The organism is Cohnella abietis, assembly GCF_004295585.1.
GTDB lineage: Bacteria > Bacillota > Bacilli > Paenibacillales > Paenibacillaceae > Cohnella > Cohnella abietis.
Window position 1 is genome coordinate 4319999 of sequence record NZ_AP019400.1, and the last position, 16199, is coordinate 4336197.

A 16199-nucleotide genomic window follows, 5' to 3' on the forward strand; every position below is an offset into this window, starting at 1 on the left:
ATTAATGTGAAACCAATTTAAATTCTTTAATTGGCCAGAATATCAGATCTGCGCGACCTACAATACGATCGGTAGATATATAACCAATCATCCGACTGTCTTCACTGTTAGAGCGATTATCCCCCATAACGAACACAGATCCTTCTGGAACTACACCATCTGGAAACTCATTGTTCGGGAAATTAGCGCGATCACCGTCATTCCTATTGTATAAGGTGCCTTCAGCGTGCGCCTTCTCGTAAGCTTCCTTTAAGTAATTCTCTGCTAGTGGCTGTCCGTTTATGTATACGGTATCCCCGTCTACCTTAACTGTGTCGCCAGGTACCCCAATTACTCTCTTGATGAAATCTCTTCCTTCATCAGGCACATGGAATACAATAACTTCACCGCGTTTGGGGCTACGGATATCATAAATGATTTTATTGACGATAATTCTTTCCCTGTTCAAGAAATTCGGTTGCATAGATGGACCGTCAACGATAAAAGGACTTACGAGGAAAAAGCGAATAACGAATACAAGTAAGCCTGCAATCGCCAGTGCCTTAATCCATTCTGTCAACTCATTACCTGCTCGAGACTTACGCTTTCTTGGTCCAGTCGGGCCTGATGCACCTGAATCCGAGCCGTTAGCTTGTACATCCTGTGAGCCTTCGATTTGTTGATCACGAATTGCTGGTTCATTGGCGACAGCATTTGTCCCTTGATCGGCAAATTCGTTTGGTTTGTCACTCCGATGTTGTTCCATTCGCAATCGCCTCAAGCTTTCTATTAGAGAATACTTATAAACTCTGAATAACACAAAAAGGAGGACTTGAACTTCGCCAAGCCCTCCTTTGATGCAAATTATCGAATTTCTTTGATCCGTGCTGCTTTACCGCGAAGGTTACGCAGGTAGTACAGTTTCGCGCGACGAACTTTACCGCGACGAGCCACTTCGATTTTCTCCAAACGTGGGGAATGTACTGGGAAAGCACGCTCAACACCAACGCCATAAGAAATTTTACGAACCGTGAATGTTTCGCTAATACCGCCGCCGCGACGTTTAATAACAACGCCTTCGAACAATTGTACGCGCTCACGGGAACCCTCGACGACTTTTACGTGCACTTTAAGCGTATCGCCGGGACGGAAATTAGGAATGTCCTTGCGCAATTGCTCTTGTGTAATCGCTTGAATAAGGTTACTCATAGAGTTTTCACTCCTTCCATAACAGACGTTCGTACCCCGCTCCCCGAATGCTATCATTCGGATCATGGCGTGCAGCGGACCGTCCTACTTGTGTTGGGGGTGCTTTACTCCTTGCGGAGATTCAACACAAAACAACATTTGAAATTTTACCATATCCGCGATGAAATTACAACCTTCACTTCCTATGCTTTTCCTGCTCCTGCTCTATACGCACCGATTTCAGCCACTTTCGCTCCTCCGGTGAGAGCTCCGCATGATCCAACAGTTCCGGCCGTCGTTGAAGCGTTCGCTCCAGAGACTGTCTTCTTCGCCATTTTCCGATATTCAGGTGATGACCAGACAATAGCTCGTCTGGCACCTTCCAGCCCCGGAATTCTGCTGGACGAGTATAATGCGGATATTCCAATAGCCCGTCGCTAAAGGAATCGGTAACCGCAGACTGATCATTTCCGAGTACGCCGGGAAGCAGCCTTGCAACTGCATCTATGACTACCATAGCGGGCAGCTCGCCGCCAGTAAGCACGTAATCTCCGACTGACAGCTCGTCCGTCACAAGATGCTCCCGTATACGCTCGTCATAGCCCTCGTAATGGCCGCAAATGAAGATAAGGTGCGATTCCCCTGACAGTTCCTGTGCGATCTTCTGCGAGAAGGGAGCGCCCTGAGGACACATCAGAATAATACGCGGTTTTTTGCCACGAACCTGATCCTCATCTACATTTTCGACTTGTCGTGAGATAGCTTCAACGCTTTCGTCCTTCAACAAATGCTCAACAGCCCCGAAAATCGGCTCAGCCTTAAGCACCATCCCGCCACCGCCCCCATAAGGCATATCATCGACGGTGTTATGTTTATTGCCGGAAAAATCACGGAAATTCACAGTATTAAGCGAGACGATTCCCTTATCCCGGGCTTTGCCAAGAATGCTTGAGCCGAATACACCTGTAAACATCTCTGGAAATAAAGTTAATACATCAATACGCATTTTTAAAGCAGCCCTTCCATCAGATGCACTTTAACCTTGCGGGATGTAATGTCTACATCAAGAATGACATCGTCAATGACTGGGAGAAGCAGCTCCTTGCCCTTAGCCATCTTAACGACCCAAATATCATTGGCGCCTGGAGAAAGGATATCCGTAATGGTGCCCAACTTCTCACCTTCTTCGGTTTCAACCTCACAGCCGACAATATCACGGAAGTAGTATTCTCCATCAGGTAAAGGAACACGATCGCTATCGCTCACCTTCAGCTCCCAGCCCTTATACTTCTCCACCTGATTGATGTTATCGAAGCCTTTTAGCTTCAGCACATACATTTTTTTCTGCTCACGGGAGGACACAATCTCGATTGTTATCGGCTCGCCGCTTTCTGGCGGAAACATTTGCAGCTTATTGCCTGGCTTAAACCGAACCTCAGGGAAATCCGTTTGCGGATATACTTTTACTTCTCCCCTGATACCGTGTGTATTGACGATTTTACCTATATTAAGCAAACGCTCATCAGACATGGAATATGCTCCCTTCGTAAAGAGCCGCACCATGCAATAACGCACGGTACGGCCCCTCTGCCAAACTATTCTGAAATAATATCCACGATGACGCGCCTCCGCTCCTTAACTGCAGCGGAAGAGACTACCGTACGTACCGCCTTAGCGATACGTCCCTGCTTGCCGATTACTTTGCCGACATCGTCGGGATGAACGGAAAGCTCGTACACCAGGCCTCTCGCGTCTTCCTTGACCTGAATTTGCACGTCTTCCGGATGATCCACCAACGCTCGGGCAATGACCCGAATCAATTGTTCCATGGCTCAGCCCTCCGGTTTAATGACGATTACTTCTGGAGCTTGGAATCGTGGAACTTTTTCAAAACACCGGCTTTGCTAAGAAGGTTGCGAACTGTATCGGACGCTTGTGCGCCGTTTTGCAGCCATTTCAAAGCTTTTTCCTCGTCGATTTGTACGTGGGCTGGTTGAGCAACCGGATTGTACACGCCGATTTCTTCAATAAAACGACCATCACGAGGGGAACGGGAATCCGAAACAACTACGCGATAGAACGGAGCTTTATGAGCACCGATACGTTTCAAACGAATGCGAACTGACATTTAACTTTCACCTCCTTGAAAAGAATAAAATCTATTTTAGAACGGGAACTTCATATTCTTGCCGCCACCGAACATGTTTTTCAGGCCCTTCATGCCGCCCTTAGGTCCTTTAGGACCCATCATGCCGGAAAACTGCTTCATCATCTTCTTCATATCCTCGAATTGCTTCAGCAGTCGATTAACGTCAGCAACGGTCGTTCCGCTACCTGCCGCTATTCTCTTACGTCGGCTGTAGTTAATGATATCCGGCTTCTTCTTCTCTGCCTTCGTCATTGACTTAGCAATCGCTTCAGTACGCGCGATTTGCTTCTCATCGATCTTGAAGTTCGGATTACCTTTAAGCTTGTTCATTCCAGGCATCATATCAAGCAGCTGATCTAGCGGCCCCATCTTGCGAACCTGCTCCATCTGCTCAAGGAAATCGTCAAAGGTGAAATCCGCGGTGCGCATTTTGCGCTCCATCTCGGCTGCCTTCTCCGCATCCATGTTCGTCTGGGCTTTCTCTATCAGTGACAGCATGTCACCCATACCGAGTATTCGCGAAGCCATCCGATCCGGATGGAACGCTTCAAGCTGATCAATCTTCTCACCTGTTGAAGCAAACTTGATCGGACAGCCGGTTACAGCCTTAACAGATAACGCAGCACCACCACGAGTATCTCCATCAAGCTTAGTCAGAACAACTCCGGTAAGCGCTAGCTGCTCGTGGAAGCTTTTTGCAACATTAACCGCTTCTTGTCCAGTCATTGCATCAACGACGAGTAATACTTCATCAGGGTTGACCGCAGAATGAATGTCTTTGATCTCTTGCATAAGCTCAGCATCAATTTGCAATCGGCCTGCAGTATCGATTATGACATAATCATTACCTTGATCCTTAGCTAATTGAACACCTTGCTTTGCAATTTCGACAGGACTAACCTCGTCACCAAGCGTGAACACCGGAACGCTGATCTGGCCTCCGAGCACTTGCAATTGCTTGATAGCTGCGGGACGATAGATATCGCCTGCAACAAGCAAAGGCTTGTGATTCTGTGATTGCAGTAGCTTGGCTAGCTTACCCGTTAAGGTTGTCTTACCCGCACCCTGTAGACCCGCCATTAGAATAACTGTAGGAGGCTTATTCGCCTTAATCAGCTTTTCCTGTGTGCCGCCCATAAGCTCGGTTAATTCTTTGTTAACAATGTCGATAATGACCATCGCAGGTGTAAAGCTCTTCATTACCTCTAGGCCAGTGGCACGTTCTTTCACCTTGGCGATGAAATCTTTAACAACCTTGAAGTTAACGTCAGCTTCCAAGAGGGCAAGACGCACCTCACGCATCGCGTCGTTAACATCATCCTCGCTTACTTTACCTCGACCCTTCAGCTTGCCGAATACGTTCTGCAGCCGGGTTGATAATCCTTCGAATGCCATATTCCCATCCCTCCTTCGGAACGGTTTTTTACGTATTTATCGTTGTTCTTGGGTTGTTCGATTCATTCGCTACTCCGCAGCTTAGCGGCGGTTTCGGCAAACGTCTGTCGCCATTGTTCCGGTAATCCAGCAATTTGCGACTCCAGCAGATCAATTCCTGCATGTAACCGTCCATGCCTGTCCGCAAGCTGAAGCTTGGATTCGTAATCCTCCAACACTTGCTCTGCCCGCTTCAGATGCTCATACACTGCTTGTCGGCTAATCTGAAAATCGGCTGCAATTTCACCCAACGTATAATCATCGTGAAAGTAGCATTTTAAGAATGTTTGCTGTTTGTCAGTGAGCAGTGGTCCGTAAAAATCAAACAGCGCATTGATTCGGTTCGTCTTTTCTAATGCTTTCTCCCCGTCCACAATGGCTGCCCCCTTCATTCCCCTGCGGAAAAATCGTTCTTGATCGCATTTGCGATAACCCGCAATCTCATTGTCAAGGGAAATACCTTTACAACCTAACTACTCTCACTATGTTACTCAAAAGCAAATAAGATGTCAAGGGAAATCCCTTAACATCTTATTCATTAATTCGTTTCGGTATTTTCCTCTTCATCCGTACCAGCTAAACCCGCAAACAGGGCATGAACGAATTGATCCGCATCGAACTGCTGCAGGTCATCCATCTTCTCTCCCAAGCCAACGAATTTCACCGGAAGTGAAAGCTCATTGCGGATGGCGATGACGATACCACCCTTTGCCGTTCCGTCCAGCTTCGTAAGCACCAATCCGGTAACACCGCTTTTCTCTCCGAACAGCTTTGCTTGCTGAAGAGCATTCTGACCTGTCGTAGCATCAAGCACTAGCAAGGTTTCATGTGGGGCACCAGGAATTTCCCGTTGAATAACCCGATGAATTTTAGCGAGCTCTTCCATAAGGTTCGCCTTATTTTGCAATCTCCCAGCCGTATCGCAGATCAGTACATCCACGTTTTGCTTTTTCGCAGCTTGTACTGCGTCAAACATAACCGCTGCAGGGTCGGAGCCGGATTCCTGCTTAATAACCTGAACCCCTACACGTCCGCCCCAAACCTCTAGCTGCTCAATCGCACCCGCACGAAAAGTATCTCCAGCTGCCAAAAGCACTTTCTTTCCTTGCTGCTTGTAGCGCCACGCTAGCTTACCAATTGTCGTTGTTTTACCAACGCCGTTAACGCCAACAAACAAAATTACCGTAATTCCATTTGCATTTTCTTTGAGATTTATATCTTGGTCTTCCCCTTGCAACATATCCACTAGCTTCTCTGACAAAATCGGCCTGAGATCAGCAGGATCTTCAATTTTGCGTTTTTTCACTTCCGCACGAAGCTCATCGATCAAGCCCATAACCGTATTTACGCCGACGTCTGCCCCAATCAGTATTTCTTCCAGCTCTTCAAAAAACTCTTCATCTATCTTTTTGCGGCGGCTGAATAGTTCCTCTACTTTACCAACAAACGCATCACGTGTTTTCGCCAATCCTTCACGAAATTTACTCGTTACCGCTTCCGTCTTGGAGGCAATGCTTTCCTTCAACCTCTTAAAAAAACTCATACCCGATTCCTCCAACCTATTCCTATTGCATACCATCTGTCTCTTTATTACGCCGTAGCTGTACTAGTTAGTTCCTCGCTGTCCTCAAGACGGACGGAAACGAGCTTGGAAACTCCGCCTTCCTCCATCGTAACCCCGTATAACACATCCGCTTCCTCCATCGTACCTTTACGGTGAGTAACGACGATGAATTGCGTCGAATCGGAAAACTCTCTCATGTACTGGGCATAACGGGCTACATTCGCTTCATCTAACGCCGCTTCAACTTCATCCAATACGCAGAATGGCACTGGCTTGACGTTCAAAATAGCGAAAAGCAATGCGATAGCTGTAAGTGCCCGCTCTCCTCCCGACAGAAGCTGTAAATTGGTTAGCTTCTTGCCAGGTGGCTGTGCAACGATATCTATACCTGTATCTAACGGATGATCTGGGTCAACAAGAACAAGATCGGCACGACCGCCACCGAACATACGAGAAAACACGACTACGAAATGCTTGCGTATTTCCTCGAACGTCGTGCGGAATCGCTTGGACATTTCCTCATCCATCTCGCGGATAATGCCGTGAAGCTTTGTCTTCGCTTCAATAAGGTCATTTTCTTGCACGGATAGGAAGTCGAACCGTTCGAATACCCGCTTATATTCTTCAATTGCCCCTAGATTTACTTCGCCTAGCATCGTTATTTTACGTTTCATATCCCGGACTTCATTCTGGGTAGTCACAATGTCCTCAGGAACGGGATAACGTTCCTTCGCGAGCTCAAATCCAATCTCGTATTCCTCTGTTAGCTTGCGAAGGAGATTGTCGAGCTCTACATCCATCCTATTAACCGCAATCTCAGCTTGACGCAAGCTTTCCTCAACGCTTCTCAGCTTCGCGCGCTGATCCTTCGTTTCGCCTTCCTTGCGCTCCAAATCACGGTGCTTCTCAGCTCGATCTGCACGTTTGAATTCAATGTTTTCCGTAAATTGTTTCTTCTGAATACGGAGCTCATTGAGCCGTTCTCTGTGCTCTACAGATTCTGCATTTGTGCGCACAGTTTCTGCCTCATTATGCTCCATAGATTCTTTGAACTGCTTTCTCTCCACAGTCAAACGAGACAAATCAGCACGTTGGCGATTCGCTTGCTCATCCAGCGCACTCCGGTCCTGCTCCATACGTGCTATTGAAACCTTCATATCTGTGAGGGTCGCCTGAAGCTCTTCTTTAGCGGATTGGCTCTTACGGCGTAATTCCTCCGCTTCGGCAATTCGCTTCTGAATTCGCCCTTCTTCTTCCGTAAGCGCAGCAAGCCGGATTTCGGCTTCTTCCCGGCTAGAATTAAGCCCTCCCGCTTCGATATCAAAGGCGGCCTTCTCACTAAGCAACGCGGCGCGCTGCTCATCTAACTGCTTCTCATCCTGTAGAAGCTGCTGGTGCTCACCTGAAACCTGCTGCTCATTTAACCGTTCCTGCTCGCCTTGATTACGCAGCTGTTCAATATTTTGAGCTGCTATGACAAGCTCTTTCTTCAAGTCGTCCACTTCTGCCTTCGAACGCTCGCGGGCAACTTCGGCTTCCTTGATCTCCCGCTCTAATTCTTCAAGCTGCCGCTGACGGCCAAGCAAGCTAGAAGATTTCTTCGACAGGCTACCCCCTGTCATTGACCCGCCGGCATTTACAATATCGCCGTCACGAGTAACGACGCGGAACCGGTATTGCAGCCTCGAAGCAATGCGGTTAGCTTGTTCCAATGTTTCTGAAATCAGTACATTTCCAAGCATGCTGCTGACGATTGCTGCATATTTGGGCTCTGAACCAACAAGCTCAGATGCCACTCCGATAAAGCCATCAGCCTGCTCCAGAGAACGGCGATCACTATCTGACATATGCCTTGCTCGGATAACATCTAATGGAAGGAAGGTCGCGCGACCTGACTGGCGCTGCTTCAAATAAGCGATAGCCGTACGAGAAAGCTTCTCGTCTTCCATAACGATATGCTGAAGTGCTCCACCTAGCGCCGTTTCGATAGCGACCTCCAGATGAGCTGGTACATTTATTAGCTCCGCTACCGCCCCATGAACACCATGCAGGTTGCCGCGTTTAGACGCCTTTAGCACTTCCCGAACACCGTGTTGGAAGCCGTCATAATCGTTTTGCAGCTCTTTAATCGTATCCCGACGAGAAACTAACGCTTCACGTTTCTGCTCGAAACGGCGCACTCCCGCTTGCAATTCCTCAAGCTTGCGCTGAAGCTCGGACGAACGAGCACCCTCTGCAACATAACGATCACGCACTTCAGTCAATGCCAGTTTGACTGCCTCATGCCTTTGATCCAGCTGAGCACGCTTGTCCTTTAGCGCCTGTAATTGCTCCATCCATTTAGCTTCTTCTTCTTTAATCCTTGAAACCCGACGCTCCAACACTTCACGTTGTCCTTCGCCGTAACGGATATCATTACGTGCTTGGGCCATAGCATTAAGTGTGTCGAATAGCTCAGCCTTCAGCCGCTCTTCAGCCTCAGAGCTTCCATCTGCGAACGCAAGCTTTTCTTCTTCCTCATAGAGCTTAGTAGACTGCTCCTTCAGTAAAGCTTCAAGCTCTGCACGCTTACCCTTCAGAACAACTTCTTCGGCGGAGGCCTGTTCGAATCTTTCTTCCGCAGATGTCAACGATTGCTGCAAGCCTTCGCGAGTGCGTTCGAGATTGCTGCGACGTTCATTAAGCAATTCGACATACCCTTCCGACTTCTCGGTTTCCTCACTGCAGCGCAGCAATTCGTCCTGAAGCTTCTCCAACAGCTCCTCAAGATGAACTAACGCCTGACGTTCTTCTTCCAGTATCGAATCGTGCTGACTAACGAAAGTCGACAAACCGAGCTGCTCATCACGAAGAACCGCTAACCGTTCGTTCGTCTGCGACCAGGAGGTATGAACTCCTTCGATCTGATGAACGTACATTGCGATTTCTTTATTTTTCAAATCCTCTTTTAATTGCTTATAAGCCTCGGCTTTTTCCGATTGATTTTTCAACGGCTCGATCTGACCTTTAAGCTCGCTAACCAAATCGTGAATCCGCAGCAGATTGCCCTCTGTATCCTCAAGCTTCTTCTGCGCTTCCTTTTTCCGGCTTTTGTATTTCACGATTCCTGAAGCTTCTTCGAAAATCCCCCGCCGATCCTCAGACCGCGTGCTTAAGATTTCCTCAATTCTCCCTTGCCCGATAATAGAATAAGCTTCACGTCCAATACCCGTGTCCATGAACAGCTCAGTAATATCCTTCAGTCGGCAAGGCTGCTTATTAATTAAGTACTCGCTTTCACCATTCCGATGAACCCTACGCGTAACCGTAACCTCGCTGAAGTCTAGTGGCAACGCCTTGTCCATATTATCTAGCGTTAAAGAGACTTCCCCAAAGTTAACAGCCTTACGAGAATCACTCCCGGCAAAAATAATATCTTGCATATTGCCACCGCGAAGGGATTTCGCACTTTGCTCACCGAGCACCCAACGAATGCCATCGGAAATGTTGCTCTTTCCACTCCCATTTGGTCCGACCACCGCAGTAATACCACGCACAAATTCCAACTCGGTCCGGTCCGCGAATGACTTAAAACCAGTCAGCTCGATTCTTTTCAAAAACATAAGGATAAATTCCCCTCTCGAGTCGGCCCTTACTCTGGATATTGCTTCGCAAACGTTGTCAGCGCTTCAGAAGCAGCTTGCTGCTCCGCTTCCTTCTTTGATCGTCCGATCCCCTTGCCGAGCTGCTTCTTGCCGACAACAACAATAGCTACGAATTCCCGATCATGAGCGGGCCCAAGCTCCTCCACGATCTGGTAATCAAGCGCTCCCATTGACAATTGTTGTACTTTCTCCTGCAGCTCCGTCTTGAAATCCTTGAGTGATGCTTGCTTGTCCCTAGGAAGTAAAGAAAATAAATAGCGATCTAAAAACGCACGAACAGCATTTAATCCCTGATCCAAATAAAGAGCGCCTAAGAACGCTTCAAAAGCGTCCGCAAGCAAAGATGGCCTAGTCCGGCCTCCCGTTTGCTCCTCCCCTTTGCCCAGCAGCACGACCTGCCCGAATTCGAGCGCCTCGGCAAAACGGACAAGCGATGGTTCACAGACGATACTCGCCCGCAAACGGGTCATTTCCCCTTCCGGAGAATCCGGATAGAGGCGATATAAATATTCGGATACGGTCAGCTGCAGCACCGCATCGCCAAGAAACTCTAATCTTTCATTATCTTCAATGCGGGCTCCTCGTTGCTCATTCACATAGGAGGCATGCGTGAAAGCTTGCTTCAACAAGGCGGAATTGCGGAAAGTCACCTTAGTACGTTCTTGCAATTGTTGAAATACATCCTTCATATCTCTCACCTCAAGCTCAGCCCTTATAAACAATCGACGCAGGCAGCATAGGCCGCCTGCGTCGACGTTCACGCGCTTATTAGGCTTCGTATTTACGCATAATTATGGTCGCATTATGACCGCCAAATCCAAAGGAGTTCGACAAAGCCACTTGCACATCCGCTTCACGCGCTGTATTCGGAACATAATCCAAATCAAGCTCAGGATCTTGATTATCCAAATTAACTGTTGGAGGAATAACACCATTTTGCAGCGTCAATCCCAATATTACCGCTTCAACGCCACCAGCAGCTCCAAGAAGATGCCCAGTCATTGATTTAGTCGAGCTGACCGCAAGCTTGTAAGCGTGATCGCCGAAAGCTTTCTTAATCGCAGTCGTTTCAGATTTATCGCCAACTCCTGTTGATGTTCCGTGAGCGTTAATATACTGAATAGCCTCAGGCTCGATTCCAGCGTCATTCAACGCCTTCTTCATACAACGAGCCGCACCATCCGGATCAGGATCCGTCATGTGATAGGCATCGCCGCTCATTCCATAGCCGATTACTTCAGCATAAATGCGAGCGCCTCTTTGTTGTGCATGCTCTAGCGATTCAAGAATAAGAACACCTGCACCCTCACCCATTACGAAACCATCACGATCCACATCAAATGGACGGCTAGCTTTCTCGGGCTCATCGTTGCGGGTACTCATAGCTCTCATCGAACAAAAGCCTGCCATACCAATTGGGCGAATCGTAGCTTCGGCACCGCCGCAGATCATAACGTCGGCATCTCCACGCTGAATCATCTTAAAGCTGTCACCAATGGAATGTGTTCCTGTTGCGCAAGCTGATACCGCTGCGGAGTTCGGACCTTTGGCTCCAGTGCTAATAGACACTTGTCCGCTTGCCATGTTAGCAATCATCATCGGAATGAAGAATGGGCTTACGCGACGCGGGCCCTTCTCCATCAATATTGTATGCTGATCTTCCCAAGTACCTAAACCACCGATACCTGAGCCAACAACAACGCCCACACGTTCTGGGTCTGCATTGTCGCCAATAACAAGGTTTGCGTCTTCAACTGCTAGCTTACTAGCCATAACTCCAAACTGCACAAAGCGGTCCATCTTGCGTATTTCTTTTTTATCGATATATGCGCTAGGATCAAAATCCTTAATTTCTGCAGCTATCTTAGTTGTATATTCGGTTGTATCGAATGCTTCTATTTGACTAATTCCTGATTTGCCATTTAATATATTACTCCAAAATGTAGGCAAATCGGATCCGAGGGACGTTACGACCCCCATACCTGTGACAACAACACGCTGTGTCAAACCATTCACCTCTTCAGGGTATTTCAATCTCGCTCCCCTAGTGTGAAGCGGTGCCTAAATGTGCAGAAGTCCCGTCGCAATAACGGGACTCGGTCGATCATTACGCATGAGATTGTATGTATTTAACGACTTCTCCCACGGTTGTAATCTTCTCTGCATCCTCGTCTGAAATCTCCAAGTCGAATTCGTCTTCGAGTTCCATAACGAGCTCTACCACATCGAGAGAATCAGCGCCTAAGTCGTCTTTGAAGGATGCTTCGGCTGTTACCTCTGCCTCTTCAACACCTAGGCGTTCGATAACGATGCGTTTTACACGTTCTTGTACATCTGACATCCGGTTCACCTCCCTTAACGTATTATACGTGAATCATGGACAAAAAGCCATAGATGCATTACGCGGAAGCCGTGCAAATCTGTACATCCGAGGAAGCCGCGTTATACGCGGCATTCAAATGCAAGCTCACATGGATACCATGTAAAACAAAGCTACATATACATCCCGCCATCGACGTGAATCGTTTGGCCGGTCATATAGGATGCCGCATCTGAAGCTAAGTAAATCACGGCCGCCGCGATGTCCTCGGGACGGCCCATTCTTCCAATCGGGATTTCTCCGAGCAGCTTTACCCTATATTCCTCAGGAAGCTTATCGGTCATATCCGATTCAATAAAACCAGGGGCTATTGCGTTAACTGTAATACCACGCGACGCTAATTCCTTAGCGGCTGACTTTGTCAAACCAATTACACCCGCTTTGGCTGCAACATAGTTAGCTTGTCCTGCATTACCAATCGTACCAACAACCGAAGAAATATTAATAATGCGTCCGGAGCGTTGCTTCATCATCGATCTTGTAACGGACTTCAAGCCGTTGAACACGCCTTTTAGGTTCGTCTCGATAACTTCGTCAAACTCCGACTCTTTCATACGCATAATTAGATTATCACGAGTAATGCCCGCATTATTAACGAGAATATCCAGTTTGCCGAATGCTGCAATAGTCTGGGATACCATCTCGTCGAACTCAGCTGCCTTACCTACATTGGCCTTCACCATAATGGCTTTACGACCATGCGCTTCAACCAGTTTAACGGTTTCTGCTGCTGCTGCTTCGCTGCCGGAATAATTAACGGCTACGTCTGCTCCAGCTTCCGCGAGAGCAATCGCAATTGCTCTGCCAATTCCACGGGATGCCCCGGTTACTAGCGCACTTTTACCACTCAAGTCCCACATCGCCATATTAGATTCACCCTCTCGTCCATTGTCGCTGTTTCAGCTTCATTGTGCAACTGCGGTCGCTGCAGTGTTCACCGAGATGATTTGCACTGATTTGTCGATTTTCTTAATCAATCCAGCCAGCACAGTGCCCGAACCGATTTCCACGAAGGTATCGACTCCCTCACCGATCAGAAACTTTATCGTATCCTCCCACTGAACGGGAGAAACAACTTGTTTCACAAGCAGCTCGCGAAGCTCTTCACCAGATGTAACAGGTAAGGCATGTACGTTAGCTACAACAGGCACTTGAGCGACATTGAATGATATCTTCGACAGCTCACTCGCTAAATTATCAGCCGCAGGCTGCATAAGAGAAGAGTGAAATGGTCCGCTCACATCAAGCGGTATTACTCTCTTAGCTCCCGCTTCTTTGCCTCGTTCAACAACTGCCGCAACTCCCTGAGCGGAGCCTGATACAACAATCTGACCAGGACAGTTGACGTTAGCTAGCTCCACAAGCGCTCCCGATGCAGATATATCTGTGCATAGTGCTTGCAAGGCTTCACGTTCTGCGCCAAGCACCGCTGCCATCGCACCTTCCCCGCTAGGTACAGCTTGCTCCATAAATTGACCACGAGACCGTACCAGTCGAATCGCATCCTCAAAGGATAATACTCCTGCCGCTACAAGTGCGCTATATTCCCCTAAGGAATGTCCAGCAACAAAATCAGGAGTAACGCCCTGGCTCTTATAGGTTTCAAGCAAAGCTATGCTTGTTGCCAAAAGCGCAGGCTGCGTATTAGCTGTCTGACGCAGTTGTTCATCAGGACCTTCAAACGCCAGCTTCGATATCGAGAACCCTAGTGTTAGGTCAGCTTGATCAAATATAGCTCGTGCTGCGGGATTGCTCTCATAAGCATCTTTACCCATGCCTATCGCTTGCGCACCTTGTCCGGGAAATACGAATGCAATCTTACCCAAAGTAATTCCTCCCTTAGCCACGCGGCATAAACATTAAAAATAAACTTACCAAACCAAGACAGAAGCGCCCCAAGTTAATCCGCCGCCGAATCCGACAAGTACAAGGGTATCGCCTTCCTTAACGCGATTTTGTTCCACTGCTTCAGCAAGTGCAATCGGTATGGAGCCGGCTGAAACATTTCCATAACGGTCAAGATTGATCATTGCCTTCTCTTCTGGAAGATCCAATCTTTCCAAAGCGGATTGAATGATACGAATATTGGCTTGATGAGGAATAAGCAGGTCGATATCGGACTTTTCTAACCCGGCTTCAGCCAAAGCTTCCTCTGCTGCGCTTCCCATTATTCTAACGGCGAACTTGAATACATCCCGACCGTTCATTTCAATAAAGTGGCGTCGGTCTGTTACAGACTGCTCAGTTGATGGATACCTAGAGCCACCGCCACAAATTCGAAGCAGATCCCCACCAGCACCATCAGCTCCGAGCTTGAACGATTTAAAACCACGTCCTTCTGGAACTTGACCAAGAACAACCGCACCAGCACCATCTCCGAAAAGAATAGCCGTATTGCGATCCGTATAATCTGTTATACGAGACAAGCACTCAGCACCGACAACGAGTACATGACGATACATTCCCGTTGCAATAAGTCCAGTCCCATTTGCTAACCCGTAAATAAATCCTGAACAGGCAGCAGACAAATCAAAGGCAGCCGCCTTCTTGGCACCAAGCTTTTCTTGCAGCAAACATGCCGTTGACGGAAAAAACATATCCGGAGTTATCGTCGCGACGATAATTAAATCGAGCTCATCAGCCGTAATTCCGGCCGCTTGTAATGCGAGTATGGAAGCTTCATAAGCAAGATCGGAAGTCGCTTGTTCCGGAGCGGCAATTCTTCTTTCCCGAATTCCGGTACGAGTTACAATCCACTCGTCGTTCGTTTCCACCATTTGTTCCAATTCTTGATTTGTTAAGCGGCGGTCCGGAACGTATTTACCCGTTCCAAGAATGCCTACGGAAATTCCATTCATGCGTCTCGTCTCACTTTCCGCTGAATTCATCGGCTAATGCCGCGATTAGCCTATTGCCGATTGCCGTGCGTGTTTGCCGAATTGCCGTCTTCATTGCATTCGCATCCGAGGATCCATGCCCTTTAACGACCAATCCATTAACACCGAGCAATGGCGCTCCATTATATTCATTATAATCCATTCTATCTCGAACCCGGCGAAAGCTTGGCTTAAGAACAGCTGCAGCTAGCTTAGAAGTAAAAGATGCAGTTAGTTCCTCGCGAAGCAGCTTGAAAATAGTCGAGGCTGCTCCTTCTAAAGCTTTCAACAAAATATTGCCGGAGAAACCATCGCATATAATAACATCACATTGCCCATCCAATACGTCACGCGCCTCAATGTTACCTATAAAATTAATCGGCGCCTGCTCGAGCAACCCAAATGCAACCTTCGTTAACTCATTACCTTTCGCCGCTTCAGTACCCACGTTAAGCAAGCCCACTCTCGGCTTACTAATACCGTGAACCTTACTGCGGTAGAGGCTTCCCATTAGCGCATACTGTAGAAGATGCTCTGGCTTCGCATCCATGTTTGCTCCCATATCGAGAGCAAGCACACCCTGATTATCCAATGTAGGGAAAATTGCCGCTAAACCTGGACGTTCTATTCCTTTAAGGCGCCCTAATACTAGCAGCCCAGTCGCCATGAGGGCACCAGTATTCCCTGCTGATATCATAGCATCTGCGTTACCTTCTTTGACCAGTCGTCCAGCCACAACCATGGATGAATCCGTTTTGCGGCGGACAGCCTTTACAGGCTCGTCTGTATTATCAATGATTTCTAAAGCAGGCACAATGGTAATATTACTAGGAGCTCCCTTTCCCAACAAAGGCTGGAGCACCTCTGGATTACCAACTAAAATCAATTGTGTATCCGGCCATTCCGCTGCTGCAGACAACGCACTCTCGACGTGAGCATGTGGCGCATTGTCACCGCCCATAGCATCAATCGCAATCCGCATGAG

Annotated in this window: 17 protein-coding genes; all 17 read right to left on the minus strand. The window is 48.0% G+C overall.

Translation table 11 applies throughout. From position 1 onward, the window contains the following. Nucleotide 1: 1 nt before the first annotated feature. The gene (gene lepB, locus KCTCHS21_RS18920; RefSeq protein ID WP_130611842.1) at nt 2–745 is read right to left on the minus strand and encodes a signal peptidase I; all 744 of its coding nucleotides are present in this window, start codon (nt 743–745) and stop codon (nt 2–4) included. Nucleotides 746–843: 98 nt separating this feature from the next. Next, complete coding sequence (gene rplS, locus KCTCHS21_RS18925) at nt 844–1188, minus strand: 50S ribosomal protein L19 (RefSeq protein ID WP_130611845.1); 345 nt, start codon at nt 1186–1188, stop codon at nt 844–846. A gap of 175 nt (nt 1189–1363) precedes the next feature. Then, the gene (gene trmD / locus KCTCHS21_RS18930) at nt 1364–2173 is read right to left on the minus strand and encodes a tRNA (guanosine(37)-N1)-methyltransferase TrmD (protein ID WP_130611848.1); all 810 of its coding nucleotides are present in this window, start codon (nt 2171–2173) and stop codon (nt 1364–1366) included. Between the two features lie 2 nt (nt 2174–2175). Then, nucleotides 2176–2697, minus strand: a complete 522-nt coding sequence (gene rimM / locus KCTCHS21_RS18935; RefSeq protein WP_130611851.1) for a ribosome maturation factor RimM — start codon at nt 2695–2697, stop codon at nt 2176–2178. A gap of 65 nt (nt 2698–2762) precedes the next feature. Beyond that, a complete protein-coding gene (locus tag KCTCHS21_RS18940) occupies nt 2763–2996 on the minus strand; it encodes a KH domain-containing protein (RefSeq protein ID WP_130611854.1) in 234 nt (77 codons plus the stop codon). Between the two features lie 26 nt (nt 2997–3022). Then, the gene (rpsP, locus tag KCTCHS21_RS18945; protein ID WP_130611858.1) at nt 3023–3295 is read right to left on the minus strand and encodes a 30S ribosomal protein S16; all 273 of its coding nucleotides are present in this window, start codon (nt 3293–3295) and stop codon (nt 3023–3025) included. 36 nt (nt 3296–3331) lie between these two features. Further along, nucleotides 3332–4711: a signal recognition particle protein gene (gene ffh, locus KCTCHS21_RS18950; protein WP_130611862.1), complete on the minus strand. Its 1380-nt coding sequence runs from the start codon at nt 4709–4711 to the stop codon at nt 3332–3334. A 62-nt stretch (nt 4712–4773) separates the two neighbouring features. After that, a complete protein-coding gene (gene ylxM, locus KCTCHS21_RS18955; protein WP_130611865.1) occupies nt 4774–5124 on the minus strand; it encodes a YlxM family DNA-binding protein in 351 nt (116 codons plus the stop codon). 164 nt (nt 5125–5288) lie between these two features. Then, nucleotides 5289–6293: a signal recognition particle-docking protein FtsY gene (ftsY, locus tag KCTCHS21_RS18960; protein WP_130611868.1), complete on the minus strand. Its 1005-nt coding sequence runs from the start codon at nt 6291–6293 to the stop codon at nt 5289–5291. A 47-nt stretch (nt 6294–6340) separates the two neighbouring features. Further along, nucleotides 6341–9916, minus strand: coding sequence for a chromosome segregation protein SMC (gene smc, locus KCTCHS21_RS18965; RefSeq protein ID WP_130611871.1), 3576 nt, complete (start codon nt 9914–9916; stop codon nt 6341–6343). Nucleotides 9917–9945: 29 nt separating this feature from the next. Further along, nucleotides 9946–10647 carry a ribonuclease III gene (gene rnc, locus KCTCHS21_RS18970; protein ID WP_130611874.1) on the minus strand — a complete coding sequence of 234 codons (702 nt, stop codon included), beginning with the start codon at nt 10645–10647 and terminating at the stop codon, nt 9946–9948. Between the two features lie 79 nt (nt 10648–10726). Then, nucleotides 10727–11965, minus strand: a complete 1239-nt coding sequence (gene fabF, locus KCTCHS21_RS18975) for a beta-ketoacyl-ACP synthase II (protein ID WP_130616585.1) — start codon at nt 11963–11965, stop codon at nt 10727–10729. 100 nt (nt 11966–12065) lie between these two features. After that, a complete protein-coding gene (acpP, locus tag KCTCHS21_RS18980; protein ID WP_115990925.1) occupies nt 12066–12299 on the minus strand; it encodes an acyl carrier protein in 234 nt (77 codons plus the stop codon). Between the two features lie 152 nt (nt 12300–12451). Then, on the minus strand, nt 12452–13198 hold the full coding sequence (gene fabG, locus KCTCHS21_RS18985; protein WP_130616586.1) for a 3-oxoacyl-[acyl-carrier-protein] reductase: 747 nt from the start codon (nt 13196–13198) through the stop codon (nt 12452–12454). Between the two features lie 45 nt (nt 13199–13243). Beyond that, nucleotides 13244–14164 (minus strand): ACP S-malonyltransferase, encoded by a 921-nt coding sequence (gene fabD / locus KCTCHS21_RS18990; RefSeq protein WP_130611877.1) that lies wholly within the window; start codon nt 14162–14164, stop codon nt 13244–13246. Between the two features lie 45 nt (nt 14165–14209). Then, nucleotides 14210–15196, minus strand: a complete 987-nt coding sequence (locus KCTCHS21_RS18995; protein WP_130611880.1) for a beta-ketoacyl-ACP synthase III — start codon at nt 15194–15196, stop codon at nt 14210–14212. 10 nt (nt 15197–15206) lie between these two features. After that, entirely contained in the window at nt 15207–16196 is a 990-nt protein-coding gene (plsX, locus tag KCTCHS21_RS19000) for a phosphate acyltransferase PlsX (RefSeq protein WP_130611883.1), read from the minus strand. Nucleotides 16197–16199 lie beyond the last annotated feature (3 nt).